The sequence below is a fragment of the Nocardia sp. NBC_00511 genome (assembly GCF_045161165.1).
In the GTDB taxonomy this organism is placed as follows: domain Bacteria; phylum Actinomycetota; class Actinomycetes; order Mycobacteriales; family Mycobacteriaceae; genus Nocardia.
Genome location: NZ_CP107849.1, coordinates 6,645,470 through 6,669,908, shown reverse-complemented (window position 1 = coordinate 6,669,908; position 24,439 = coordinate 6,645,470). Strand labels below are relative to the sequence as shown.

Annotated in this window: 23 protein-coding genes; 6 read left to right on the top strand and 17 right to left on the bottom strand. The window is 68.4% G+C overall.

From position 1 onward, the window contains the following. The 4 genes from dhaM to OG300_RS31135 form a co-directional block, all read right to left on the bottom strand. Entirely contained in the window at positions 1-726 is a 726-nt protein-coding gene (dhaM, locus tag OG300_RS31150) for a dihydroxyacetone kinase phosphoryl donor subunit DhaM (RefSeq protein WP_405487117.1), read from the bottom strand. Continuing rightward, positions 723-1,340 carry a dihydroxyacetone kinase subunit DhaL gene (gene dhaL, locus OG300_RS31145; protein WP_405498750.1) on the bottom strand — a complete coding sequence of 206 codons (618 nt, stop codon included), beginning with the start codon at positions 1,338-1,340 and terminating at the stop codon, positions 723-725. Before dhaL ends, dhaM begins: the two co-directional genes overlap by 4 nt. After that, the gene (dhaK, locus tag OG300_RS31140) at positions 1,340-2,341 is read right to left on the bottom strand and encodes a dihydroxyacetone kinase subunit DhaK (protein ID WP_405487115.1); all 1,002 of its coding nucleotides are present in this window, start codon (positions 2,339-2,341) and stop codon (positions 1,340-1,342) included. The genes dhaL and dhaK overlap by 1 nt, the downstream gene beginning before the upstream one ends. A 98-nt stretch (positions 2,342-2,439) precedes the next feature. Then, positions 2,440-3,192 carry a hypothetical protein gene (locus tag OG300_RS31135; protein WP_405487113.1) on the bottom strand — a complete coding sequence of 251 codons (753 nt, stop codon included), beginning with the start codon at positions 3,190-3,192 and terminating at the stop codon, positions 2,440-2,442. Between the two features lie 161 nt (positions 3,193-3,353). On the opposite strand from OG300_RS31135, the gene OG300_RS31130 reads away from it, so the two are divergent. Beyond that, positions 3,354-4,850: a TerD family protein gene (locus tag OG300_RS31130; protein WP_405487111.1), complete on the top strand. Its 1,497-nt coding sequence runs from the start codon at positions 3,354-3,356 to the stop codon at positions 4,848-4,850. Positions 4,851-4,856: 6 nt separating this feature from the next. Here the strand turns inward: OG300_RS31130 and OG300_RS31125 are convergent, their stop codons facing one another. From OG300_RS31125 to OG300_RS31115, 3 genes are all read right to left on the bottom strand, one after another. Continuing rightward, a complete protein-coding gene (locus tag OG300_RS31125) occupies positions 4,857-6,575 on the bottom strand; it encodes a glycosyltransferase family 87 protein (protein WP_405498749.1) in 1,719 nt (572 codons plus the stop codon). A 24-nt stretch (positions 6,576-6,599) separates the two neighbouring features. Beyond that, on the bottom strand, positions 6,600-9,176 hold the full coding sequence (locus OG300_RS31120) for a transglycosylase domain-containing protein (RefSeq protein WP_405498748.1): 2,577 nt from the start codon (positions 9,174-9,176) through the stop codon (positions 6,600-6,602). Between the two features lie 370 nt (positions 9,177-9,546). After that, positions 9,547-9,960, bottom strand: a complete 414-nt coding sequence (locus OG300_RS31115; RefSeq protein ID WP_405487109.1) for a DUF5318 domain-containing protein — start codon at positions 9,958-9,960, stop codon at positions 9,547-9,549. A gap of 171 nt (positions 9,961-10,131) precedes the next feature. Between OG300_RS31115 and OG300_RS31110 the strand changes: the two genes are divergently transcribed. Together OG300_RS31110 and OG300_RS31105 are read left to right on the top strand one after the other, a co-directional pair. Beyond that, positions 10,132-10,689: a PadR family transcriptional regulator gene (locus OG300_RS31110; RefSeq protein WP_405487107.1), complete on the top strand. Its 558-nt coding sequence runs from the start codon at positions 10,132-10,134 to the stop codon at positions 10,687-10,689. Further along, the gene (locus OG300_RS31105) at positions 10,682-11,794 is read left to right on the top strand and encodes an inositol-3-phosphate synthase (protein WP_405487105.1); all 1,113 of its coding nucleotides are present in this window, start codon (positions 10,682-10,684) and stop codon (positions 11,792-11,794) included. The genes OG300_RS31110 and OG300_RS31105 overlap by 8 nt, the downstream gene beginning before the upstream one ends. Positions 11,795-11,867: 73 nt before the next feature. On the opposite strand, the gene OG300_RS31100 is transcribed toward OG300_RS31105, so the two are convergent. The 6 genes from OG300_RS31100 to OG300_RS31075 all read right to left on the bottom strand — a co-directional run bounded on the left by OG300_RS31100 (position 11,868) and on the right by OG300_RS31075 (position 18,742). Then, positions 11,868-12,293 (bottom strand): GyrI-like domain-containing protein, encoded by a 426-nt coding sequence (locus OG300_RS31100; protein ID WP_405487103.1) that lies wholly within the window; start codon positions 12,291-12,293, stop codon positions 11,868-11,870. Positions 12,294-12,300: 7 nt separating this feature from the next. Then, entirely contained in the window at positions 12,301-12,759 is a 459-nt protein-coding gene (locus OG300_RS31095) for a GyrI-like domain-containing protein (RefSeq protein WP_405487101.1), read from the bottom strand. A gap of 344 nt (positions 12,760-13,103) precedes the next feature. Further along, a complete protein-coding gene (locus OG300_RS31090; protein ID WP_405487099.1) occupies positions 13,104-15,353 on the bottom strand; it encodes a transglycosylase domain-containing protein in 2,250 nt (749 codons plus the stop codon). Between the two features lie 169 nt (positions 15,354-15,522). Then, positions 15,523-16,413 (bottom strand): carbohydrate ABC transporter permease, encoded by an 891-nt coding sequence (locus OG300_RS31085; RefSeq protein ID WP_405487097.1) that lies wholly within the window; start codon positions 16,411-16,413, stop codon positions 15,523-15,525. Beyond that, the gene (locus tag OG300_RS31080) at positions 16,413-17,390 is read right to left on the bottom strand and encodes a carbohydrate ABC transporter permease (RefSeq protein ID WP_405498747.1); all 978 of its coding nucleotides are present in this window, start codon (positions 17,388-17,390) and stop codon (positions 16,413-16,415) included. The genes OG300_RS31085 and OG300_RS31080 overlap by 1 nt, the downstream gene beginning before the upstream one ends. Before the next feature lie 89 nt (positions 17,391-17,479). Continuing rightward, the gene (locus tag OG300_RS31075) at positions 17,480-18,742 is read right to left on the bottom strand and encodes an ABC transporter substrate-binding protein (protein ID WP_405487095.1); all 1,263 of its coding nucleotides are present in this window, start codon (positions 18,740-18,742) and stop codon (positions 17,480-17,482) included. Between the two features lie 292 nt (positions 18,743-19,034). Between OG300_RS31075 and OG300_RS31070 the strand changes: the two genes are divergently transcribed. Both OG300_RS31070 and OG300_RS31065 read left to right on the top strand, forming a co-directional pair. Continuing rightward, entirely contained in the window at positions 19,035-19,880 is an 846-nt protein-coding gene (locus OG300_RS31070; protein WP_405487093.1) for a DUF2786 domain-containing protein, read from the top strand. A gap of 10 nt (positions 19,881-19,890) precedes the next feature. Continuing rightward, on the top strand, positions 19,891-20,403 hold the full coding sequence (locus OG300_RS31065; protein WP_405487091.1) for a TIGR04338 family metallohydrolase: 513 nt from the start codon (positions 19,891-19,893) through the stop codon (positions 20,401-20,403). Here OG300_RS31065 and OG300_RS31060 read toward each other — a convergent pair whose 3' ends face one another. The 3 genes from OG300_RS31060 to OG300_RS31050 are packed head-to-tail and all read right to left on the bottom strand — an operon-like array spanning position 20,404 to position 22,482. Next, positions 20,404-21,387 carry an o-succinylbenzoate synthase gene (locus OG300_RS31060; protein ID WP_405487089.1) on the bottom strand — a complete coding sequence of 328 codons (984 nt, stop codon included), beginning with the start codon at positions 21,385-21,387 and terminating at the stop codon, positions 20,404-20,406. Positions 21,388-21,401: 14 nt separating this feature from the next. Beyond that, positions 21,402-22,073, bottom strand: a complete 672-nt coding sequence (locus OG300_RS31055) for a TetR/AcrR family transcriptional regulator (RefSeq protein WP_405487087.1) — start codon at positions 22,071-22,073, stop codon at positions 21,402-21,404. 10 nt (positions 22,074-22,083) lie between these two features. Then, positions 22,084-22,482: a hypothetical protein gene (locus tag OG300_RS31050; RefSeq protein WP_405487085.1), complete on the bottom strand. Its 399-nt coding sequence runs from the start codon at positions 22,480-22,482 to the stop codon at positions 22,084-22,086. Positions 22,483-22,673: 191 nt separating this feature from the next. Here OG300_RS31050 and OG300_RS31045 point away from each other — a divergent pair, with 191 nt between their 5' ends. Continuing rightward, on the top strand, positions 22,674-23,600 hold the full coding sequence (locus OG300_RS31045) for a hypothetical protein (RefSeq protein WP_405487083.1): 927 nt from the start codon (positions 22,674-22,676) through the stop codon (positions 23,598-23,600). 1 nt (position 23,601) lies between these two features. Here OG300_RS31045 and OG300_RS31040 read toward each other — a convergent pair whose 3' ends face one another. Further along, the gene (locus OG300_RS31040; RefSeq protein ID WP_405487081.1) at positions 23,602-24,402 is read right to left on the bottom strand and encodes an alpha/beta fold hydrolase; all 801 of its coding nucleotides are present in this window, start codon (positions 24,400-24,402) and stop codon (positions 23,602-23,604) included. Positions 24,403-24,439 lie beyond the last annotated feature (37 nt).

Here is a 24,439-nt window from a genome sequence, read left to right as displayed (position 1 = left end):
TCACCGGCCGCTGACCAGGGCGCGAACCCGATCCACCGCGCGCGTCGCGTCCGGACCCGTTGCATTCACCTCCAGGGACTGCCCCGCCAGCACCCCGAGGGTGAGCACTCGGGTGAGGCTTTCACCCGGTACCGGCCCCGCACCGGTCGTCGCATTGCGCAGCAGCACCGAGGCATCGAGATCCCGCAGCGCGGCGACCAGTTCGGCGGCCGGGCGCGCGTGCAGACCATGCACATCGGTCACCTCGATCGTCGCGATGACGGAGTTATCCACAGCCACAAGGGTTGTGGATGATTGTGGATGGTTTTCGATTGCGGCATCGGGAGATTCGACGAGCAGTGTGCGTTTCGCATCCAGTGCCTGTTCCGCCTCCCGCGCGACCGCAGCCAATTCGGCCCCGCCCCCGGCGCTCGCGAGCGCCACGACCAGACCCTCCACCAGCGGAGCGGACGAAATCTTAACCAGCACCGGAGTTTCCAGCAGATCCAGGGCCAGCTGCGCGGACAGCACCGCGCTGCCCAGATCCACCAGCACCAGCACTCCGGCTCCGGAATCGGCGCGCATGATGGCGTCCGCCACCGCGACCGCGTCGGTGCCCAGCTCATCGTCGTGCAGTCCGGCCGCGATCTCGACCCGCACACCCTGCTCGGGCAGTAGCCCGGCCGCCAGCGCCACCGCCGCCTCCGCCAGCGCGCGGCTGTGCGAGACCACCACCAGGCCGATCATGCCAACGCCTCGCGGGCCGCCAGCACCAGCAGCGCCGCACTGGCCGCGCCCGGATCCTGGTGTCCCGCACTGCGTTCCCCCAGATAGGAGGCGCGACCCTTGCGAGCCGTCAACGCGATGGTGGCGTCGCGACCGGCGTCGGCCGCGCTCACCGCGGCATCCAGCGCGGCACGTGCCGAGGCACCGGCGGCCGCCTGCGCGTCGAGCGCGTCCGCGGCCGGGGTCAGCGTGTCCACCATGGTCTTGTCGCCCGGTTCGGCCTTGCCGCGCGCCACCACACCGTCGAGTCCGGCGCGGAACGCGCGCGCGAAATCACCGATATCCGAATCGGTTCCGATGGCCGCGGCCGCACGCAGGAAGAACGTGCCGTACAGCGGACCGCTGGCCCCGCCGATGGTGCGGATCAGCACCATCGCCGTCTGCTTGTAGACCGCCGCCGCATCCGAGGGCGCGGAATCATCCAGTGCCGCAACCGCTGCCGTCATTCCGCGCCGCATGTTCGTGCCGTGGTCGGCGTCACCGATCGCCGCGTCCAAGGCCGTCAACTCGTCCGCGTGCCGATCCACCAGGGCCGCGAACTCCCGTACCCAGGTGGCCGCGTCGACCGCCGCCATCAGATACCCCACCGCAGCGCCGGGGTTCGCACGGGTGCGTCCCACAGCGCGGTGAACTCCTCGTCCAGCCTGGTCAGGGTGACCGAGCAGCCCGCCATGTCCAGGGCGGTGATGTAAGGACCGACCAGGGATCGCTCGATCGTCACGCCGTGCCCGCGCAGGATCCGCGCCACCTCGTCGAACATCAGATACAGCTCCAGCAGCGGTGTCGCGCCCATGCCGTTGACGAAGCACAGCACCCGATCACCGTGTGCGAACGGCAGATCCGCGAGAATCGGCTCCACCAGCATGGCCGCCACCTCACGCGCGGGCGCGAGCGGAACCCGGCGACGACCCGGCTCACCGTGGATGCCGATCCCGATCTCCATCTCGTCCGGGCCCAGCTCGAAGGTCGGATGCCCGACCGCCGGAACCGTGCACGAGGTCAACGCCATACCCATGCTGCGCGAGGCCGCGTTCACCCGCTCCGCGATCGCGGCCACCTCGGCCAGCGGACGGCCCTGCTCGGCCGCCGCTCCCGCCAGTTTCTCCAGGATCACCGTCGCGCCGACGCCGCGCCGCCCCGCCGTGTACAGGCTGTCCTGCACGGCCACATCGTCGTTCACCACCACCGCGCGCACCTCGGTGCCGGTATCGGTGGCGGCGAGTTCGGCGGCCATCTCGAAATTCATCACGTCGCCGGTGTAGTTCTTCACGATGTGCAGCACGCCCGCACCACCGTCCACGGCCGCGGTGGCCGCCAGAATCTGATCGGGGACCGGTGAGGTGAAGATCTCCCCGGGACAGGCGGCGTCGAGCATGCCGAAGCCGACGAAACCGCCGTGCAGCGGTTCGTGCCCGGACCCGCCGCCGGACACCAATCCCACCTTGCCGCTGACCGGCGCGTCACCGCGAACCACGATGCGCCGCTTCACGTCCACCCGCAGTTCCGGATGCGCGGCGGCCATACCCGCGAGCGCGGCGTCGACCACCTCGGCCGGATCGTTGACGAGCTTCTTCACCGAATTCTCCCCTCGGCGTGCGGTTGTGCATCCCGGCGGGCTACACAGCCCTGCGGGTCACCCTGGCACCGCCGCCCGGCCGATATCGCGAAATCGGGCTATTCGGGTACTCCGCGCGGCTGGTCGGGCACTTCCTCCAGGGTTCGCGCCAGTTCTATATCGGTCACCAACTGCACCATCAGATCCCGCAGCTCACCGTCCGGCAGATGATGCGCTGCGAACTCGAACGGCTCCGACACATCCAATCCGCCCTGCGTGGCGGCCAGAATCACCCACGGAATCCCGACATCGGCCACCCCGAGCCGCTCCCGGACCAGATCGGTGGTGTCGTCGATCAACCCGGTCCGGGCCGCCACCGCCGCGGTCATCTGGTCGTCCAATTCGGCGCGGCGCAATTCCAGCAATCCCACATCGGCGTCCACCTCCTGGGCGACCGTGGTGCGCACCGAGCCGTCCTCGAACACCTGGAAGCCCTCGTTCACCGCCACCGTGCCCAGCGACACCTCGTGATCGGCCAGCTCGGGCAGCGAGCGCAGGCAGTCCAGCACCGCGTCCAGCGCCGCCACCAGGCGATCACGAATGTCGCGGCGGCGCACCAACTCCCGATCCGCGTCCTCACGCTCGGACAGCACCTGCTCCACGGCCCGGCCGATCTGGAAGGCCATCGCCGTGGACTCCGGCGCCCAACCGCCGTTCGGCACGAATTCGCCCTGCTTGGGGGTGATGGAATCCAAGAAGGCGTTCACCGCGTCCAGCAGGTCGCGCAGCTGGTCACGAGACACGGCCGGATGCCGGAAGGCCCGCAGATACTGCTCGTGCGCTTCCCCGGAATCGACTTCACCGTCGCTCACCCAGCCGATACTGCCACGGGTGGGCGGCGGACCTGTGTAACGGCAGCTATTTTTTGGCGTGCCTCCAGCGTCGCGGCGGTCCGCGCGCCGCTCCGGTGACCGGCGTCGGCGATTTCTCGTAGAGTTGGCAACGTCAACACCGACAAGCGAAGGGTCGATCCTTGTCCGCAGTACTGGTGAAGGGCCAGAACGGTCCTGTGAGCGTCCACGATCTCGTGATCAGCGTGCAACTGGCCGCCCCCGCGGACCTGTCCGCGCTGCTGGTCACCGAGCGCGGCACGGTGCGCTCCGACGCCGATTTCGTCTTCTTCAACCAGCCCAGTGGGCCCGGAGTGACGCTGACCCCCGGTGCTGCCGGGCAGCCCGCCGCGCTGGCCATCACCCTCGCCGCGATTCCCGCCGACATCCAGCAGATTCGCGCCGTCGTCACCCTCGACGACGCCAACTCCAGCTTCGGCCGCACCGCCCCGCCGGTCGCGTACGTGAGCGACAACGCCGGAAACGTGTTGTACGAGTACCGGATCGAGGGGCTGTCCACCGAATCCATCGTGATCGCGCTGGAAGTGTATCGGCGCCAAGGCGACTGGAAGGTGCGCGCCGTCGGGCAGGGCTACGCGGGCGGATTCGCCGCGCTGGTCACCGATCACGGCGTCCAGGTCAACGAGACGCCCCAATCCGCGCCCGCGCCCGCACAATCCGCGCCGGTACCGCCGCCCCCGGCCGCCGGTGGCTACCCGCCGCCCGCCCCGAGCTTCCCGCCGCCGTCGGACCCCGCCGGTTATCCGCCGCCCGCCCCGGGGCAGTTCGCGCCCGCGGGCAGCTACCCGCCCGCCCCGGATCAGTTCGCGCCCAGCGGTGGCTATCCGCCGCCGTCCGGGCAGTACCCGCCGTCCGTCGGCTACCCGCCGCCGCCCGCACCGGGTGAGCAGCAGTACGCGCCCGCCGGTGGCTACCCGCCTCCGCCGCCGAGTGGCTATCCGGCACAGGACATTCCGCCGCCGCCCGGCTATCAGCAGCAGCCCGGGTACCCGGCGCCCGCCGCGCAGGCGCCCGCCGAGGATCGGGACCTGCCCGCGACCCACTCGGTCAGCCTGGTCAAGGGACAGCGCATCAACCTCCGCAAGGAGGGCGGCAGCGCACTGGGTTACGTCAAGATGGGCCTGGGCTGGGATCCGGTCAAGCGCGGCGGCATCTTCGGCAGCAAGTCCGTCGACGTCGACCTCGACGCCTCGGTGGTCATGTTCGCCGGACCCAACCCGGTCGACGTCGTCTACTACGGCAGCCTCACCTCCAAGGACGGGGCCATCCGCCACCAGGGCGACAACCTCACCGGTGAGGGCGAGGGCGACGACGAGGAGATCCTGGTCGACCTCACCCGGATCCCGCCGTCGGTCACCACGCTGGTGTTCATCGTGACCTCGTACAAGGGTCACACCTTCGAGCAGATCGCCAACGCCTACACCCGGCTCGTAGACAGCGGCAACAATGCCGAACTCGCGCGCTACACCCTCGCGGGCGGCATGCCGTTCACCGGCATCGTGATGGCGAAGGTGTTCCGGCCCAACCCCGGTTCGGACTGGAAGCTGCAGGCCATCGGTGAGGGCTTCGCGGCCAAGCACCCCGGTGAGGCGGTACCGCAGCTCGGCCGCTTCCTCTAGACCGGACTAGCCGCCCACCTTCGCCGGGTAACCGGCCGCGCTCGCCGGCGGGCGCGGCCGCAGCCACGTGGGCAGCCAGCCCCGCTCCTGCGGATCGGGGGCGTGATCGAACACGCCTCCGATCGGATCGTCCACGCCGTCGCGGCGCACCGGATCCTCCTGCGGCCGGTAGATCTGGCGAATCACCAAGGCGCACAACCCCACCACCGCGAGATCCCGCAGCACCACCGCGCTGGTGAACCACTGCTCGGGCAGTCCCTTGTGGTCCACGCCCAGGTAGTAGAACATGCGCGGCACCCAGACCAGCGCGTCGATCGCCATCCACGCCAACAGGATTCGGCGTTGCGGCAGCGCCAGCACCGCCAGCGGCACCAGCCACAGCGAATACTGCGGGCTCCACACCTTGTTGGTCAGCAGGAACGCCGCCACCACCAGGAACGCCAGCTGCGCCACCCGGGGACGGCGCGCGGCCGTCAGCCCGATCCAGGCGATCGCCGCGCACACCGCGACGAACAGCAGCAGCGACACCGCGTTCAGGGTCGTCGGCGACTGCTGTGCGGTCAGCGCCCCGTCGAACCCCTTCCACCCGGTGAACGAGGTGATCACGTTGTAGATCGAATCCGGGTCGGCGTGCCGCTGGGTATTGAGCCGGAAGAACTCCCACCAGCCGTGCGGGTAGAGGATCGCGATCGGCGCGTTCACCGCCACCCAGCTCGCCGCCGCCGCGCCGACCGCCGCACCCGCCGCCCGCAGCGGGCGCAACCCGCCCCAGTCCGCGTCGTCGTCATCGTCGACGCGCTGGGCGCGCAGGCACAGAATCACGATGGGGCCCAACAGCAGCAGCGGATACAGTTTCGCCGCCCCGCCCAGCCCCAGCAGCACCCCCGCCAGCACCGGCCGCTTGCGCGCCCACGCCAGCAGGCCGCCTGCCGCGAAAGCCGTTGCGAGAGCGTCGAAATTGGTGAACGCGTGCACCAGCACCAGCGGCGACAACGCCACCAGCGCGGCATCCCACACCCGGCGGCCCGCCAGCAGTGCGGTCGCCCACACCGTCACCAGCCAGGCCAGCGCCAACCCGATCGCCACCACATTGAAGTAGATGACCACCTCGAGCGCGCTGTGGCCGGGCAGCGCGGACATCTTCCACGCCTTGGCGATTCCCATCGACGCGTACTGGTAGACGCCCGACAGCACCGGATACTCCATGTACCGGTCCTGCGGAACCCCGTCGGCGAAGTCGACCCACTTCTTCTTGTACGGGAACGCGCCCTCGTTGAGATGCTCCGCGCCGTAGAGCGGCACCGTGTCCGAATAGCACATGGCGATGTACTGGCGGCCGTTGTCCCAGTCCAGGCCCAGCGTCCCGTCGGCGTCCGGGCGCTGCTGAATGCAACCGGCCTTGCCGAACCAGCTGAACGCCAGGAACAGCACCGCGAACGCCATCAGCACCCGCATCGGCGTCCAGAACCGGACCCGGCCGATCACCGCGTGATCGCCGACCGGTCCGCCGATCAGATCGCACAGCTGTGCCGTGAGCACGTCGGTGCGGCTGGGTTCGTCGCGATCATCCACCGATCGCAGATCCGCGGCCAGCGGCTCCGGTGAGTCGTACAACACCGGCGACTCGGATGAATCGCCCTGTGTGCGAGCCTCTTCCAACGCTGCCTCCCCGGGCTCCAGCGCGCCACCGGCCGACACGCCAGGGGCGGTCGGCCGGTGCTCCATATCCTGCTCGATCACGGCTCGAGGCTACCGAGTCGCTCGCGTTCCGTCGCCGTTGCCGTTGTAACCGCCGGGCGAGGCACCCGCCGTCGTCGGCTGTGAACCGTCGGCCGGAGCGACGGGCTGACCCGGCATCGGACCGGTACCGCCGTCACCACCATCCCCGGGAGCGGTCTGCTGCGTCGTCTGCGGGGTCTGCCGCTGGTTCTGCGGGTTCGGCGCCAGGCCCGGCACCGGGATCGAGAACCCGGGCAGGCCCGGAATCGGCATCTGGCTGGTGGTCATCACCGGCGGCAGCACCGGCTGCTCGGTGGTCGACGGCGGGGTGTACGGCGCGGTCCACGAGGGCACGCCCGCCTGTCCGCCGATGGCCCCCGGCTTCGGGAAGTTCTCGTTCGGCGTGCCCTTGAGCGCACCGTCCATGGTCTTCTTCCAGATGTCCGCGGGCAGACCCGAGCCGTAGATCATGCCGCCGTTGGCATTACGCAGCTTGGTGCCCTGGTCGGTGCCGACCCAGACCGCGGTGGACAGCGACGGGGTGTAACCCACCATCCACGCGTCGCGGTTCTCGTCGGTGTCGCCGAGCTGGTTGGTGCCGGTCTTGGTGGCCGAGAGCCGCCCGCCCGCCAGCTGATGCTGGTTGGAGTACTGCGCGATCGGCTTCATCGCGTCGGTCACGTTGTCCGCCACCGCCGCCGAGACCTTCTGCTCACCGGCGACCGTGCCGCGGTCCAGCAGCACGGTGCCGTCGGAGCTGACCACCTTCTGCACGAAGTGCGGTGCGTGGAAGACGCCGGAGGCGGCCAGGGTCGAGTACGCGGAGGCCATATCGAGCGGTCGCACCGGGTACTGGCCCAGCACGATGCCGTTGTTGGGGCCGTTGCCGTCCGCCTCGGTGAGCGACTTGCCAACGCCCGGAATGTTTTCCGGGATGCCCATCCGGTGCGCCATATCGGCGATCTTCTGCGGGCCGTTGCCCTGCATGTCCAGCATCATGCGGTAGAAGCTGGTGTTCAGCGACATCTTGAGCGCCTGCGCGATGGTGCACATGCCGCAGTTCTCGTTGGCCACGTTCGTGATCTTGATGCCGTTCACCACGACCGACGTGGAGTCGTACATCGTCGAGAGCGGCTTGCCCAGCTCCAGGTTCTCGGCCAGACCGAACACCTTGAACGAAGAACCCGGCGGCAGACCCTGATTCGCGTAGTCCAGACCCTGACCGTCGGAACCGCCGTAGTAGGCGCGCACCGCACCGGTCTTGGGATCCACCGACACCGCCGCGGTCCGCAGCTGGTCGGGCTCGCCGTCCATCACCTTGGTGACCGCGTCCACCACCGACGACTGCGCGGCGGGATCGATGGTCGTGGTGATCTGCAGGCCTTCGGTATTGAGATCGTGCTCGGAGATGCCCGCGGCCTCGAGCTCCTTGAGCACCTGGGTCTTGATCAGACCCTCCGGCCCGGAATCGAGGGTCTTGTCGTGCTGCGACTGCGCGGCCGGAATCACGTTCGGGTATTGCGCCGCGGCGCGATCGGTGGCCGACAGATTGCCGCCGTCGACCATGCCGTCCATCACGTACTTCCAACGCGCCTGCGCGCCTTGCGGATTCTTCTCCGGGTCCAGATTCGACGGCTGCTGAATCGTCGCCGCCAGCATCGCGCCCTCGGCCACGGTCAGATCCGAGACCGGCTTGTCGAAGTAGGCCTTGGCCGCGGCATTGATGCCGTACGCGCCACGACCGAAGTAGATGGTGTTGAGGTACGCGGTCAGGATCTGATCCTTGGACCACTGCTTGGCCATCTTGGCCGAGATCACCAGCTCACGCAGCTTACGAGTGAGCGAGTGCTCGTTGCCGACCATCGCGTTCTTCACGTACTGCTGGGTGATCGTCGAACCACCACCGGCGTCCGTATTGCCGGTCACCTGGCCGACGATGGCACGGCCGAAGCCCTGGATCGAGAAGCCGGGGTTGGTGTAGAACGAACGGTCCTCGGCCGCGATCACCGCGTTGCGCACGTGCGGCGGAATCTGGTCGATGGTCACATCGGACCGGTTGCCTTCGGGCGGAATGACTTTCGCCAGCACCGAGCTGCCGTCCGCCATGAAGATGGTGGCGACCTGATTGGTCTTGAGGTCACCGGGCTGCGGCACGTTCACCGTCGAATACGCGAACAGGAATATCGCGCTCGGCAGCACCAGACCCAGTGCGATCAGCACATACGTCAACCGCCGGGCGATGCGCCAGTACGAACGCTTCTTCGGCGCTCCCGTGCCGCCACCGCCGGAACCGTTGCCGCCGGGCCGCCGCGGCGGCGGACCGCCGGGCGCGCCACCCTGCGGACGACGCACCGCCTCCTGTCCGCCAGACGGCGGACGGGTGCGGTCCTCGGCGGGACGCGGGCGAGTGCCGGCGGTTCCGGCTCCCGCACCACCGCGCACCGCGCGATCGGAGACCCGCTGGGCGCGATCGGAGGTGGCGGCGCGCTGGATGTGGTCGGGCACCGCTTGGCGCGCACCCGTATTCACCTTCTGCGTGGCATCGGAGTCCGGGACCGGACGCTGCGGCGGACCCTGACGGCGCGGCGGCTGACCGTTGGGCGGCAGCGGACCGCGCTGCGGCGGTTGCCCATTGGGTCCACGCGGCGGCAGACCGCCGGGACCACCGTTGGGCACGCGCTGCGGACCGCCCGGACCCTGCCCCGGACGACCCACCGGCTGCCGGGCCCCGGGCGGCGGACCGCCGGGCCGTCCACCCTGTGCGGGCGGCGGGTAGCCGCCGGGGCCGGGTTGCGAACCGCCACGGGGGCGGCCGCCGTGCGGTCCGTCGTCATAGGGCGATGTCACAGCCTGGATCTCCAATAACTACTCGATACGGTCCTGGGTCCCCGCAGTGCGTAGGGGAGTGTCGATGCGGTCACGCGTTGCATCGGGGCGGGCCCGGCCGGGCCCGCTGATCAGCAGTCGGCGTGGCCTTTCACTCGGCGGCCGTACGACGGGCGCCGGTGCGCCGGCGTCCTGTCGGTGCCGGGACCGAGCCCAGCACATAGGACTGCACCAGATGGTTCCAACTGCACGTGCGGCATACCTCGACGACGTGCACCGAGAACTCTTCCCGGGACTCGGCCAGCCGCAGCAGTTCCTCCGGAGTACGGGCGGAACCCGCCACGGGCCCCAGCCCGTCGCCGTAGACCCACGATACGAGAGTCAACTGCTCTTTCCGGCAGATAGGGCATGTGACCTCGCTCCCGCGCCCGTGGAACTTCGCCGCACGCAACAGGTACGGATTCGCATCGCAGACTTCGGAGACGTCCACCCGCCCCGCGTAGACGTCGGCCAGCAGCGACTTACGCCGGAGCGCATAGTCCACCACCTGCCGCTGTATTCGCACGCGACCCAGAGTACTTGCGGCCCCCCTTCCCTTGCACTCCCCCGAGGGACTCTCAGGAGCGCTTCAGACATCCAGGACGTGGGAACTGCGCGCCGTTTATATCGGCGCGATATAGTTTGGAACTGCATCCATCGGTTAGATCTGGAAACGACAGTCAGGGGGTGAGGCCCGGTGCTCGAGTTGGCAATCCTCGGGCTGCTCCTCGAATCACCGATGCACGGCTATGAGCTGCGCAAGCGGCTCACCGGCCTGCTCGGACCGTTCCGCGCCTTCTCCTACGGGTCGCTGTATCCGGCCCTGCGGCGCATGCAGGCGGACGGTCTCATCGCTGAGGAGAGCCCACAGGGTTTGGCCACGCGACGCGCGCGGCGGGTCTATCAGCTGACTGAACCGGGACGAGTGCGGTTTTCCGAACTGCTCGCCGACACCGGTCCACAGAACTACACCGACGACGGCTTCGGCGTTCATCTGGCCTTCTTCAGCCGCACCCCCGCGGAAGCGCGGATGCGAATCCTGGAGGGTCGGCGGAGGCAGGTCGAGGAGCGCCGAGAAGGACTGCGGGAGGCGATCAAACGAGCCAGCGGGCAGCTGGATCGCTATACCCGCCAGCTCCATCAGCTCGGTCTCGAATCAAGCGAGCGCGAAGTGCGTTGGCTCAACGAGTTGATTGCTGCGGAGCAATCGACGAAGGCGGCACCACAGAAAGAGGGAAATATCGGCCATGACTGACATCAATCAGGCTGAAGGAGCCACCGAAGTTCGCGTGGCCATCGTTGGTGTGGGTAACTGCGCGTCGTCCCTGGTCCAGGGTGTGCAGTACTACAAGGACGCGGACGAGAACGCGACTGTTCCCGGTCTCATGCACGTCAAGTTCGGTCCCTATCACGTGCGCGATGTGAAGTTCGTCGCCGCGTTCGATGTGGACGCCAAGAAGGTCGGCTTCGATCTCTCCGACGCGATCTTCGCCAGCGAGAACAACACCATCAAGATCTCTGATGTGCCGCCGAGCGGTATCTCCGTGCAGCGTGGTCCGACCCTGGACGGGATCGGCAAGTACTACGCCCAGACCATCGAGCTCTCCGATGTCGACCCGGTCGACGTCGTGCAGGCGCTCAAGGATTCCAAGGCCGACGTCCTGGTCTCCTACCTTCCGGTCGGTTCTGACGAAGCCGGAAAGTTCTACGCGCAGTGCGCGATCGACGCGGGTGTGGCCTTCGTCAACGCGCTGCCGGTGTTCATCGCCTCCGACCCGGTCTGGGCGCAGAAGTTCGTCGACGCCGGTCTCCCGATCGTCGGCGACGACATCAAGTCCCAGGTCGGCGCGACCATCACCCACCGCGTGATGGCCAAGCTGTTCGAGGACCGCGGCGTCGTGCTGGACCGCACCTACCAGCTCAATGTCGGCGGCAACATGGACTTCAAGAACATGCTCGAGCGTGAGCGTCTGGAGTCCAAGAAGGTCTCCAAGACCCAGGCCGTCACCTCCATCCTCGAGGGTCCGCTGGGCGGCAAGGTGCACGACCGCAATGTGCACATCGGCCCGTCGGACTACGTCGAGTGGCTCGACGACCGCAAGTGGGCCTACGTCCGCCTCGAGGGTCGCGCCTTCGGCGACGTGCCGCTGAACCTGGAGTACAAGCTCGAGGTGTGGGACTCGCCGAACTCGGCCGGCATCATCATCGACGCGGTGCGCGCGGCGAAGATCGCCAAGGACCGCGGCATCGGCGGACCGGTCATCCCGGCGTCGGCCTACCTGATGAAGTCCCCGCCCAAGCAGCTGCCCGACGATGTGGCCCGCGCACAGCTGGAGGCGTTCATCATCGGGGCCGAGTAACTCCCCCGATAGCGCTCAGGGCGGCATCGCGATCCGATCGCGATGCCGCCCTTGGCTTTTCCCGGCCCGAGGCTCAGTCGAGGGAGACGTAGACCTCGACCGAGGTGGGGCCGGTGTAGCGTTCGATCTCCGCGGCGTGCGAGCGGGTGATGGTGCCCGCGTTCTCGGCCTTGGCGACCTGGGCCCACGCGGTGCGCAGCAGGTCGTAAGGCTTGTCGGAGACAACGAATTTCGCGTAGCGACCGGTCGGGATGCGGGTCACCACATCGCCGGTGTCGAGGTCGCCCGGCCCCGCGAGCTGATAGCCGAGAACCGCTACGGCATGGTCGTTCTGGCCGATGTAGGCGGCCACCCGCTCGGCCTTCTTCTCCCGGGCCAGATAGCGATCCCAGGTGAAGTTGACCAGGTCGAGGTCGCGCGCGGTGACCTCGCGTCCGGCCAGGGGGATGGTGAGCCCGCCGACCAGGAATTCATCGAGGGTGACGATTTCGAAGTCCACTGCTCCCCTACCCGTCCGCGCCGGCCGGATCCAGCGCCACGAAAACCTCCACCGTCCGGTTGTCCGGATAGTGCTCGAAATCCCCGGTGTAGGCGCGCACCAGAGAACCCGCCGCCTCCAGGTCCCACACCGTGCGCCAGATCGACACGATGATGTCACCGACATTGTCGCCGGTGCGAATGAACCGTGCGAAAGTCCCGGCCGGGATACGGGCGAGTACATCGCCCGGCAATAGATCGTCCGCACTCTTGCATTCGTATCCGACGATATGGGTCAGATACGAACCGATCTCGGGCGCGTGATCGACATACGCGGTCGCGGGTGGACCGGGCAGATCGCGCGCGAGATTACGTTTCCAAGCCTCTTCGACCTTCGCGCGGCGCGGTCCTTCCACCGCGAGGGCCGGACTGCGTAGCACTGTTCCGGCTACCAGCGTTTCGTGGCGTTCAACGACATTGAAATCCACCGGCGTCGCCCCTATGTCTCGTACTGTCTCCGACCCCACCCTGCTCCCAACCCGCATCATCCACCGTGATCCGGAGTCGCTGGACCCGGTGGCGGTCTCCACAATATCCGCGGCCGCGCCGAGATGGGCACTCTTCCGCCTCCCCGAGACCTTAGCGCCAGCATGGGAGCCGTTGGGGTTCGGGCATGCGTTGTGGTGTTGAGAACACAACCTATTTCGGGATACCCGGGGAGTTACCCCGACCCGGTGCGAAATCAGTTGTTGTCTCGGCAATCGGAGACCGGTCGGGTGCGATGGATTTGGTCGAGGGGGTATGGATTTGAACCGGTAGGGGATTCGGGGGGCTAACCGGGGACGGGGATGCTGAGGCCGGGGAAGATTTCGACCTGTTTGGGGTCCGGGGCGGGCGGAATGATGATGGATGGTTCTTGCGGAGCCCCGGGTGCGGGGGCCTGGGCGGGGGCTTGAGCGGGGGCCGGGCCGGGGTTGAGGATGTCGTAATTGGCGTTGCCCTGGGGCATTCCGGCGGCCGGTTCTCCGACCGGGAATTGTTCGACGGGGGTGCCGTCGAGGGCGCCGTCCATGGTTTGTTTCCAGATATCGGCGGGGACGCCGGAGCCGTAGATGATCGAGCCGCGGGAGGTTCGGATGGGTTGGGACTGTTCGGTTCCCACCCAGACCGCGGTGGACAGCGACGGGGTGAAGCCGACCATCCAGGCGTCCTTGTTCTGGCCGGTGTCGCCGAGTTGGGTGGTGCCGGTCTTGGCGGCCGACGGGCGGCCCGCCAGGTTGTGGTTGTTGGAGTAGGCCGCGATCGGGGTCATCGCGCCGGTGACGGCGTCGGCGATCGAATTCTGGATGCGCTGTTCGGTTTTGCGCGGATCCGCGCCCCGATCGAGCAGTACGCGGCCGTCGGCGGTGGTCACCTTCTGTACGAAGTAGGGGGAGCGGTAGGCGCCGGAGGCGGCCAGGGTGGCGTAGGCGGAGGCCATGTCGATGGGGCGAACGGAGTACGCGCCCAGCACGATCGCGGGCAGCGGAGGTGCGCCGTCCTCGGTGAGGGTCTTGCCGGGGACGCCCGGAATCTGGTCGGGTATGCCCGCCTCGTGCGCGGCGTCGGCGATGCCCTTCGGGCCGGAGAACAGGGTCTGGGTGAGGCGGTAGAAGCTGGTGTTGAGCGAGCGTTTGAAGGCCTCGGCCAGCGAGCAGGTGCCGCAGGATTCGCCGCCGACGTTCTGGATCTTCTCGCCGTTGACGGTCAGCGGTGCGCTGTCGAGCCGATAGGACAACGGGATTCCCTGTTCCAGCGCGGCCACCACCGCGAAAGTCTTGAAGGCGGAACCGGTTTGCAAGGGGGCTTGCGCGAAATCGAAGCCGACGCCGTCGGATCCGCCGTAGTAGGCGCGCACCGCGCCCGAACGCGGGTCGATGGACACCACGGCGGTGCGCAGTTCGCCGGGTTGCCCGCCGAGGTTGTTGGCGACCGCGTTGAGCGCGGCCTGCTGCGCCCTGGCGTCGATGGTCGTGACGATCTGCAGCGCACCGGTATTCAGGTCGTGCTCGCTGACGCCGGAGGAGCGCAGTTCACGCAGTACCTGGGTGCGGATCAGCCCTTCGGGCCCGCGCGGGGAACTGTCGTCGACCTCGCTGGCGGGCACGATGTTCGGGAACTGGGTGGCGGTGCGGTCGGTCCGGTTCAGCACGCCCATGTCGACCATGCCGTCGAGGACGTAGTTCCAGCGGGCCTTGAGCTGATCGAGGTGGCTCTCGGGGTCCAGCAGCGACGGGGTGCGCACCACCGAGGCGAGTACCGCGCCCTCGGCGAGAGTCAGTTCGGGCGTGGGCTTTCCGAAGTACGCGCGGGCCGCGGCGGAGATGCCGTACGCGCCCCGGCCGTAGTAGATGGTGTTGAGGTAGGCGGCGAGAATGTCGTCCTTGCTCCATTCGCGGGCCATCTTGGCGGAGATGATGAGTTCGCGCATCTTGCGACTGAGCGTGCGTTCCGAACTCAGGAAGGCGTTCTTCACGTACTGCTGGGTAATGGTGGAGCCGCCGCCCGCGTCGTCGCGGCCGAGCAGGTTGTCGCGGGCCGCGCGCAGGAACGCGCTGGTGGAGAAGCCGGGGTTGCTGTAGAAGTTGCGGTCCTCGGCGGAGAGCACGGCCAGCCGGACCGGTTCGGGCACGTCGGAGAGCGGGACCGGGACCCGATTGCCTTCGGGCGGAACGACCTTCGCGATCACCGAGGTGCCGTCGGAGGCCAGGATGGTGGCGATCTGATTGGTCTGCACCGTGGTCGGGTCGGGGATCTCGGCGCTCCAGTAGGCGATGCCCATCAGCATCGTCGGCATCACCACCAGGACCAGGAACAGTGCCAGCACCAGGCGGCGAAAACGCTGGCCGCGGGTGCGGGGTGCGCGGGAAGCCGGTTGTGGCGCTTGGGGATCGCGCGGCGGCCGGGTGCGGCGGCGGGGCCTGCTGTGCGCGGACTGGCGTGGGGTCTTCGCGGAGTTCTTCGCGAGTTCGTGCCACCCTGCGGCGGCCGAATCGGGCGCCGGTTGTCCCCGGTGCCGCTTACGGGACGAGCTCACGAGCATCTCCTTCCGGAGCGTCGAAAACGCGATGATCCCCACCCTGTGCGCATTGCATCGGTGTCCGCGCACACAGAGTCAGCCGCGGCTGCGCGCGGCGGGACCCATGCTAATCGACGTTGCCTATGCCCCGGCGGAATTGGCGTGGCCCATCCCGCCGGGAGCGCGGCGGCGGTCAGCTCTTGACGCCGCCCGCGGTGAGCCCGGAGATGATCCGGCGCTGGAACAGCAGCACCATGACGACCAGGGGAATGGTGACGATGGTGCCCGCCGCCATGATCGCCGCGTACGGCTGGACCAGCGGGTTGTTGCCGGAGAACCGGGCCACCGCGACGGTGACCGGTTCGGTCTTGTCGCTGGAAAGCAGTCGGGCCAGCAGGTATTCGTTGACCGCGGCGATGAACGCCAGGATCGCGGTGGTGAACACGGCGGGCGCGGCCAGCGGCAGCATGACCAGCCGGAACGCCTGGAAGCGGGAGGCGCCGTCGATGCGCGCGGCTTCTTCGAGCTCCCAGGGCAGTTCGGTGAAGAACGACGCCAGGATGTAGACGGTCATCGGCAGCACGAACGAGATGTTCGGGATGACCATGGCCTGGTAGTGCCCGATCCAGCCGAGGTCGGTGAACAGCTGGAACAGCGGCGTCACCAGCACCACGACCGGAAACATGGAGGCGGACAGGATGAGTCCGGACACCAGGTACTGGCCCTTGAAGGTGAGCCGGGCCAGCGAGTAGGCGGCCATGATGCCGATCAGCAGCGCCACCACGGTGGTCGCCGAGCCGATGATCACGCTGTTGCCGAGGGCGCGCCCGAAGTTGTTGCCGCGACTGGTGTCGAAGGCGTCGCGGAAGTTGTCGAGGGTGACGTGGGTGGGCCACGGCGTGTTGTCGAAGGTGTAGGCCGGATCGCGCAGCGCGGTGACGACCATCCAGTAGAACGGTCCCAGCCCCCACACCAGTACGATCAGCGCGCCGAGGTAGACGCGTCCGGAGGTGAGTCGCCTACCCCACGAAACCGGTTGCCGCACCGGGGTCTTCGCGGTCGGTTCGATGACGTTCGTGCTCATCAGTGCGCCTTCCGCTGTTCTTCCTGAGTGCGAACCGCGTTCGCGCCCAACACCTTCACCAGCAGGAACGCGACGGCGAAGATGAGCAGGAAGGTGATCACCGACAGCGCCGAGGCACTGTTGGGACCCTGGCGCACCTGGTCGACCACCAGCATGGAGATGGTCCGGGTGGCCGGGTTGTTCTGGGTCATGATGGCGGGCAGGTCGTACATGCGCAGCGCGTCCATGGTGCGGAACAGCACGGCGACCAGCAGCGCGGGCTTGAGCAGCGGCATGGTGATGTGCCAGAAGCGCTGCCAGGCGGACGCGCCGTCGACGCGGGCGGCCTCGTACACGTCGCCCGGAATGACCTGCAGCCCGGCCAGAATCAGCAGCGCCATGAACGGCGTGGTCTTCCAGACGTCGGCGGCGATGACCGCGAAGCGGGCGGGCCACGGGTCGGCGGTCCACAGCACGTGGGTGCCGAGCACGCGGTTGACGACGCCGTCGTACTGGAACATGAACTCCCACAGGCGCGCGGTGACCGCGGTGGGGATGGCCCACGGGATGAGCACGGCGGCGCGCAGCAGGGCGCGGCCCTTGAACGTCTTGCCCATGATGACGGCCATGCCCAGGCCGATGGTGGCCTCGAGCGCCACCGTCACCACGGTGAACAGCAGGGTGATGCCGATGGCGGTCCAGAACTGGGAGCCCAGGTTGCCGTTGGGGCAGCTGACGGTCTCGCCGAGCCCGTTGGTGCACTGCTGAAACAGCCAGTGCTTGTAGTTGTCGAAGCCCGCGCCGCCGCCGTCGATGAACATGCCGGTCGCGGGGTCCAGGCCGGAGTCCTTCTGGAAGGACATGATCAGTGCCCGGACCACCGGGTAGCCGATCACCACGGCGAGTGCGAGCAGGACCGGGGTGACGAACACCCAGGCCCGGGCCGAGACGCCGAGCGCGGGGCTGCGGCGTTTCGACTGCGGCGGTTGGGATTTCACGGGCTGCTCCGGCAGATCGGGCGACGCGACCTCGGTCGCTCCCGAAGGACGTGACACCTGTTCTCTTCTCCTACTGCGTCTTCGAGCGCCTACGATCCGGCGGTCTCGATGCCCTTCTGCATGCCGGAGATGGCGTCGTCGACCGAGATCTTCCCGGTCATCGCAGCATATGCGTTGTCCTGGATGGCCTTCGACACGGCGGGGTAGAAGGGGGTGACCGGACGCGGGACCGCGGAGGCGATGGAGTCCTTGAGCGCGGGCAGGTACGGCATCTTGGCGATCAGGGCCGGGTCGTCGTAGACCGAGGCGCGCACGGACGGCAGCGCGCCGGACGCGACGATGTGCTGGGCGTCCTCGCTGATCAGGAAGCGCAGGAAGTCCAGGGCAGTCGCCTTGTTCTTCGAGTAGGAGCTGATGGCCGCGTTGTAGCCACCGAGGGTGGACGCGCCGATGTTGTCCTTGCCGGGCAGCGGGGCGACACCGAACTTGTCCTTCACCGCGGAGGCGTCGGAGCCCACGTCACCGAAGGAGGACGGCCAGTTCCGCATGAACAGCAGCTTGCCGGTCTCGAAGGCGTTCTGCGACTCCGGTTCCTTGAAGGAGATGGCTTCCTTCGGGATGTCGCCGTTCTTGTAGGCGTCGACCAGGGTCTGCAGTCCGGCCTTGGCCTGCGGGGTGTTCACGGTGGGGGTCTTGCCGTCGGGGCCGACGAAGCTGCCGCCGAAGGCGTTGATCAGTTCGGCCGCGTTCACGGTCAGACCCTCGTAGGGCGCGAACTGGCCTGCGTAGCAGCCGATTCCGGCGTCCTTGGCCTTCGGGCAGTCGGCCAGCAGGTCGGTCCAGGTCTTGGGCGGCTCGGGGACCAGGTCCTTGCGGTAGAACAGCAGGCCGCCGTTGGTGTTTCGGGGCGCGGCGTAGAGGGTGCCGTTGTAGGTGGCCGAGGCGACCGGCGGCGAGAGCAGCGTGGAGGTGTCGAGCGCGAAGGAGTCCTTCAGCGGCTGGATCCAGCCCTTGGCGGCGAACTCGGCGGTCCAGGGCACGTCGAGGGCGACCACGTCGTAGTCGGCGGACTTGGCCTGCAGGTGCTGCTTGAGGTCGTCGTACTGCTGGGAGGCGTCGTTGGACTGCTCCTTGAACGTCACCTTCTCATCGGGGTGCGCGGTGTTCCAGCGGTCGATGAGCTGCTTGACGGCACCGGTCTCGGTGGTGTCCTTGCCCTCGACGTAGGTGATCGGCCCACGGCCGGTGAGGTTCTGCGAGATGGCGTTGCCGCTGCCGCTGCTCGATGAGCAGCCGCTGGCGAAGGTCGCTGTCATCAGGGCGGCGGACGTCACCGCCAGGACGGCGCTCATGGTCCGTTTCGACGGGCTCAGGGCGAGCGCAGATCGTAGGGACGACACCTTCTTCAAAGCCATCGCGAATACTCCAGGGGTCGAGACGTGAGCGGCGGCACACCCAGCCGGTTGCACAAGGGAAGATACATGGTCGAGCTATCAGTTGCCCGCGCTGCCTAGTTGATCACTGAATGGTTCGCGGCCGTCTCGATTCTGGACTGACGGAGCGGGGGAGCGAAGCGGAGGAGCGGAGGAGGGAAGAATCGAGACCTCGGGGCCGCGAACCCGCCCGGAGCGAAGCGGAGGGCAAATGAACTCAGACAAGATGTTGACGCGTATCGGCGGGCTGCTGCGGCAGGCCGAATCCACCGACAACGAACATGAGGCCGAGGCGTTCCTGGCGGCCGCGCAGAAGCTGGCGACGCGCTCGTCGGTTGATCTGGCGGTGGCGCGGGCGCATATCGCCACGCGGGAGCGCAGGCCGACGCCGCTACAGCGGGTGGTGCCGATCGGCGAGCCCGGTAAACGCGGATTGCGCACCTACGTGCAGTTGTTCGTGGCGATCGCCGCGGCCAACGATGTGCGTTGCGATGTGGCGCGCACCTCGACGACCGTCTACGCCTACGGTTTCGACACCGATCTCGACACCTGCGAGGCGCTCTACGCCAGCCTGCTGGTGCAGATGGTGCGGGCCTCCGACCAATACATCAAGTCGGGCTCCTACAAGTCCGCGACGGTCGAGAAGATCGTGGTGGAGCGCGCCTGGGGCGGTCGGCGCGAGGTGCAGCGCCGGGTGCAGGCCCCCGTCGCGGCGGTGACCGCGCGCCTGAACTTCCAGATGGCCTTCGCCGCCCGCATCGGCCGCCGCCTGGCGGAGGTCAAGCAGGATGTGGAGACCGAGGCGGTGCGCGCCGACGCGGCCGAATCCGTGCCCACCGGAACGGCGCTGGCGCTGCGCAACAAGGAACTCGAACTCACCGACTTCTACCGTGGCACCTCCGAGGCGCGCGGCACCTGGCGTGGACCGCAGGCGTCGGCCGGATATTCGGCGGCCGCCCGCCGCGCGGGTGATCGGGCCGGGAAGGCCGCGCGCCTCGGCGGCGCACCGGAACTGGGTGCGGCCCGCGGTCAGCTGGGTTCCGGCCGCGGCGAATGACGGCCGGGGCATGACGGTCCGGGATACGCAGCGCGCCAAGGTGTATGACGCCGAGGGGCTGGTGCGCGGCATGTTCGAGCGTGCCGACGAGTTCGGCGCGCGCACGGTCGAGGTGCACGGGTCGCAGCTGACGCTGCCGGTCGAGCGGAAGTTCGCCTCGGTGGAATCGGTGCAGGCGTACGTGGATCGGGTGCTGGCGTTGAATTGGGTTCGTGCCCAATGGGATCGGGCGAGCGTGCCGGTGACGGTGCGGGCGCGGGCCGGGGCGAAGGCCGCCCACTACGAGACGGGTGTCGCGGTGCTGGCCGTGCCGCTGCACGCCCACGGAACCTCCTGGGCGCTGCGGGAATTGGTGATCCTGCACGAGCTGGCGCATCATCTGGACGCGGACGCCGCCGAGACCGCCGCGCACGGGCCGGAGTTCTGCGCGCGCTACGTCGAACTGGTCGACGGTGTCATCGGCGCGGAGGCCGCGCTGCTGCTGCGCACCACGCTGTATTCGTGTGGCGCGCGCATCGCCTGATCAGGTCAGCAGCTTTCGGACGCGGTCCGCGCGCTGCCGCCACCAGTCGGTGCGCTCCGGGTCGGGGTGGCGGAAGCGTTCGAGGAGTTCCGGATCGGGAATCGGGGCGGTGCGGGGAACCGTCAGGTAGCCGTCGACCGGGCGCAGCGGCGCGGTGACGACATCGCCGGTGAGCAGCGACAGGGTGTCGAGACCGCAGGCGAAGTCCAACTCGGGAAGTGCTGCGGCCAAGGCGATCTGGGCACTGAGCCCGACGCTGGTCTCGAGCGCGGAGGACACCAGGCAGGGCAGTCCCGCGGCCTCGGCCACCGCCAAGGCTCGCCGAACCCCGCCCAGCGGAGTGCATTTCAGCACCGCGACATCGGCCGCGCCCGCGACCGCGACCCGCAGCGGATCCTCCGCCCGTCGAATGGATTCGTCGGCGGCGATCCGCACATCCACCCGCCGTCGCACCTCGGCCAATTCCTCGACGGTCCGGCACGGCTGCTCGACATACTCCAAACCCCCTGCGGCCCTGTCGATCTGCTTGATCCGATCGACCGCGGTCTCCACATCCCACACCGCATTGGCATCGATCCGAACCGCCCCACCCGGCCCGAGCGCCTCCCGCGCGGCCGCGACCCTGACCAGATCCTCCGCCAGCGAATCCGGATGATCGGCTACCTTCACCTTGGCGGTCCGGCACCCCGACGCCACCACGATCTCCCGCGCCCGCTCCGGCCCGACCGCCGGCACAATGCAATTGACCGGTACCCGCTCTCGCACCGGCTCCGGCCATCCCACGCTGGCCTGCTCCACGGCCGTGGCCAGCCAGGCGGCCGCCTCCCGATCGTCGTACTCGGGAAACGCGCAGAACTCACCCCACCCCAACGGTCCGGGAATCAACATCCCCTCCCGCACCGTGATCCCCCGAAACCGGGTCCGCATGGGAATCGCGTAAACCACCGCGGAATCGAAGTCCAGCCCAGCACCGCTGTCACTCACCCTCCGCACCCTACTCACTTGCCGAGGTCGTCGATGAGATCCAAGGCCGGGTACAGGACAGCGCGCAGTGGACGGAGTCTCGACAGCGCCACCACGCGTTCGACGAGTGGGGCGATTCGACGGATCAGCAGCCGGGTGCGTTCCTGGTCGGGGCTGCGGTCGTGAACCCAGAACAGGACGATGCCCATGTGGGCCAGCCACAGCAGATTCGGCAGTTCGGCCAGCAGCCGCTTGTCACCCTTGATGTCGTCGCCGATGACCAGGTTGCGCATGATCGCGGTGGATGACTCTCGGGCAGGGCGGCTTTCGTCGCTGAACGGGCTCAGCGGACTGGTCGGCTCGGCGGCGCTGGCGAAGAATTTGCCGCCGAACTCGTGGTACGGGGCGGCCACGTCGACGAAGGCCAGTTCCATCGTCTGCCAGCGGGCGGCGAGCGAGTCGCCGCGGACGGTCTGCTCGACCCGCTGTTCGTGGAGGGTCTGGATCTGTTGGTAGAAGCCCTGAACCAGGTTTTCCTTGGAACCGAAGTAGTAGTAGGCGTTGCCGACGCTGACACCGGCTTCGCCCGCGATCGCGCGCATGGTGGTCTTCGTGAAGCCGTTCTGCTCGAACAGGCGCAGGGCGGCATCGATGATCTGCTGGCGAGTTTCCTCGCCGCGCGCGGTCGCGGGCTCGGGGCGGGGCATACGGCTCACGCTAGTGGGCCGCGGCGACCGGAATCTGGATGGGCGGGACGGCGTCCTGCTTCTCCCGGTGCCGGCTGCGCCGAATCTTGTTCAGGGCGATCAGGTTCGCGAAGTGCATGCCGCCGAGCACCAGCAGCACCATGCCGAGTTTCACGGCGAGTTCCTCGATGGCGGCGCGGGCATCGACGACCGGGCCGCTGATGCGCAGGGCCAGCGCCACGAAGCCGGCATTGACGAGCCAGAATCCGACGACCAGCAGATGATTCACGGTTTCGGCGAGATCGCTGTCGCCGTTCATGACATCCACCAGGAACCGGGCGCCGGTGCGGTGCAGGGTGCGCGCCACCCAGAAGGTGACCGCCAAGCTGATGGCCGCGTAGGCGGCGTAGGTGGCGACGATGAGGTTCATCTTCCCAGCTCCTTACATATTTGAACGTGTTCAACTATGAAGCTAAGGCTTTTGTTGAACATGTTCAAGTGTGAGGGCGGCGACAGCATCGGATGCGTCGCCGCACCGCCCGCGCCGGTAACGGGTGGCGGCGTCGCTCGACCGGGGCGACAATGCCGAAAGAGACGATTCACAGGGGGAGATCGAACATCATGCAGCCACCCAGCGAGCCACGCCGCACGCCGCTACCGCCCGCCGGTCCGGGGCAACCGCCTCCGCAGCGGAATCCGGGCTCGGGGCCGCGGAATCCGGTGGGGCCGGGGCAGCGGCCGCCGGTGCAGGGTCGTCCGGCGGCGGATGATCCGGCCGGGCCGACCCTGCCCGCCGGTGGGCGGCAGGCTCCGCCGCCGCCCGCGCCTCCGGCGCCGCCCGGTGGGCCGTATCGGCCGCCGCAGCGGGGAGCCGGGCCGCAGCGGGGTCCTGGGCCGGGGTCGGAAGGGCCGCCGCCCGTCGGTAATTCGGGCGGACGGCAGCGCGGGGAGGTTCAGCAGCGACCGGTTGGTACGCCTGGGCGACCGGCCGAGACCGGGGTGCCGGGGTATCAGCAGGGTCCGCAGCCTGCCTATCCGGGTGGACCGGATTCGTTGCCGCACAATGTGATTCAAGGGGAACCGCAGGCGTTCGGGGAGAACGATCTGACCTGGCCGGGGCAGCCGCCGCCCGCGTCGGCCGCGGGGGAGATCGAGAAGCAGGCCGCGGTGCAGGCTGCGGTGGTGGCGAAACCGTTGCGGCGCAATGATGTGCTGGTTTCGGTACTGCTGTATCTGGTCGGCGTCGCGGTGGCCTTCGCGTGGGCCTACGACCTGTTCTCGAAGCTGTTCGACCTGGTGCACAACCGCTGTTCGGCGAAGAAGGATTTCACGGTCGAGTGTGTGGTGATCCGGCCGCCCTCGTCGGCGCTGTGGGGCTTGTTGATCGGTGGTGGCGGCATGTTTCTGGCGCTGGTCACCGCGCTGGTGCTGGCGGCGGTGGCGGGAATGACGGGGCGGCGGGCCTGGCTCTGGCCCGCCGTCGCATTGCCGGTGATCGTGCTCGCCGGTGGCGCTGGGCATGTGCTGGTGGCGACCGCGATCAAATGATTCAGGGGGTTCGGACCGGGATCGAGTCGACGAACGGGAGCGCGAGGGCGAGGAATTCGTCAGGGGCGCTGGCGAATACGACGTGCCCGGTGGGCAGGGTGTGGAATTCGGCGTGCGGGAGCTGCTGGTGGACCCGCCGGCCGTAGGACAGCGGCGAGACGATGTCCTGTGTGCCCCAGACGATCAGGGTCGGCACCGTCAATTCGGCGGCTCGGGAGCCGAGGGCGGCGGCGGGGCGGGCGAAGCTGCGCCACAGGGAAGCGCCCACGGCGGTGCCCTCCGGGGTGCGGGCCCGGGCGGCGGTGCGGTCGGCGATGGCGCGGTCGTCGGCGTTCTTCGGTTTCATGTAGCCGTTGACCAGGCGGGGTAGTGCGCGCCGTGCCACCGCGGGGGTGCCCATGATTCGGAAGTACGTGCGCGTGAACGGGTTGAGTGGCGCGAATCCGCCGGTGTTGATCAGGATCAGTCCGGCGACGCGTTCCGGCCGGGTGATGGCGAGCCGGGCGGCCGCGAATCCGCCGACCGAATTGCCGATCAGCACAGCCGGTTCCAGGTCGAGCCCGTCGACGATGTCGTCGAGGGTGTCGGCCAGCAGCGGTGCGGTGACCTCGGCGGGAGTGTCGGAGCCGCCGTGTCCGGGCCAGTCGACGGCGATGACGCGATGCCGTTCGGCCAGCGGTCCGATGACGGTGTCGAAGTCGTGGCTATCGTGCAGGTTGGCGTGGAGCAGCAGAATCGGTCGTCCGCTTCCCGTGTCCCGGTAGGAGACACGGCCGGCGCGGGTGCTGATCGAGCGGTCCATGACGGTCCCTTCGTAATTTCGTTGACCATCCGGTCGG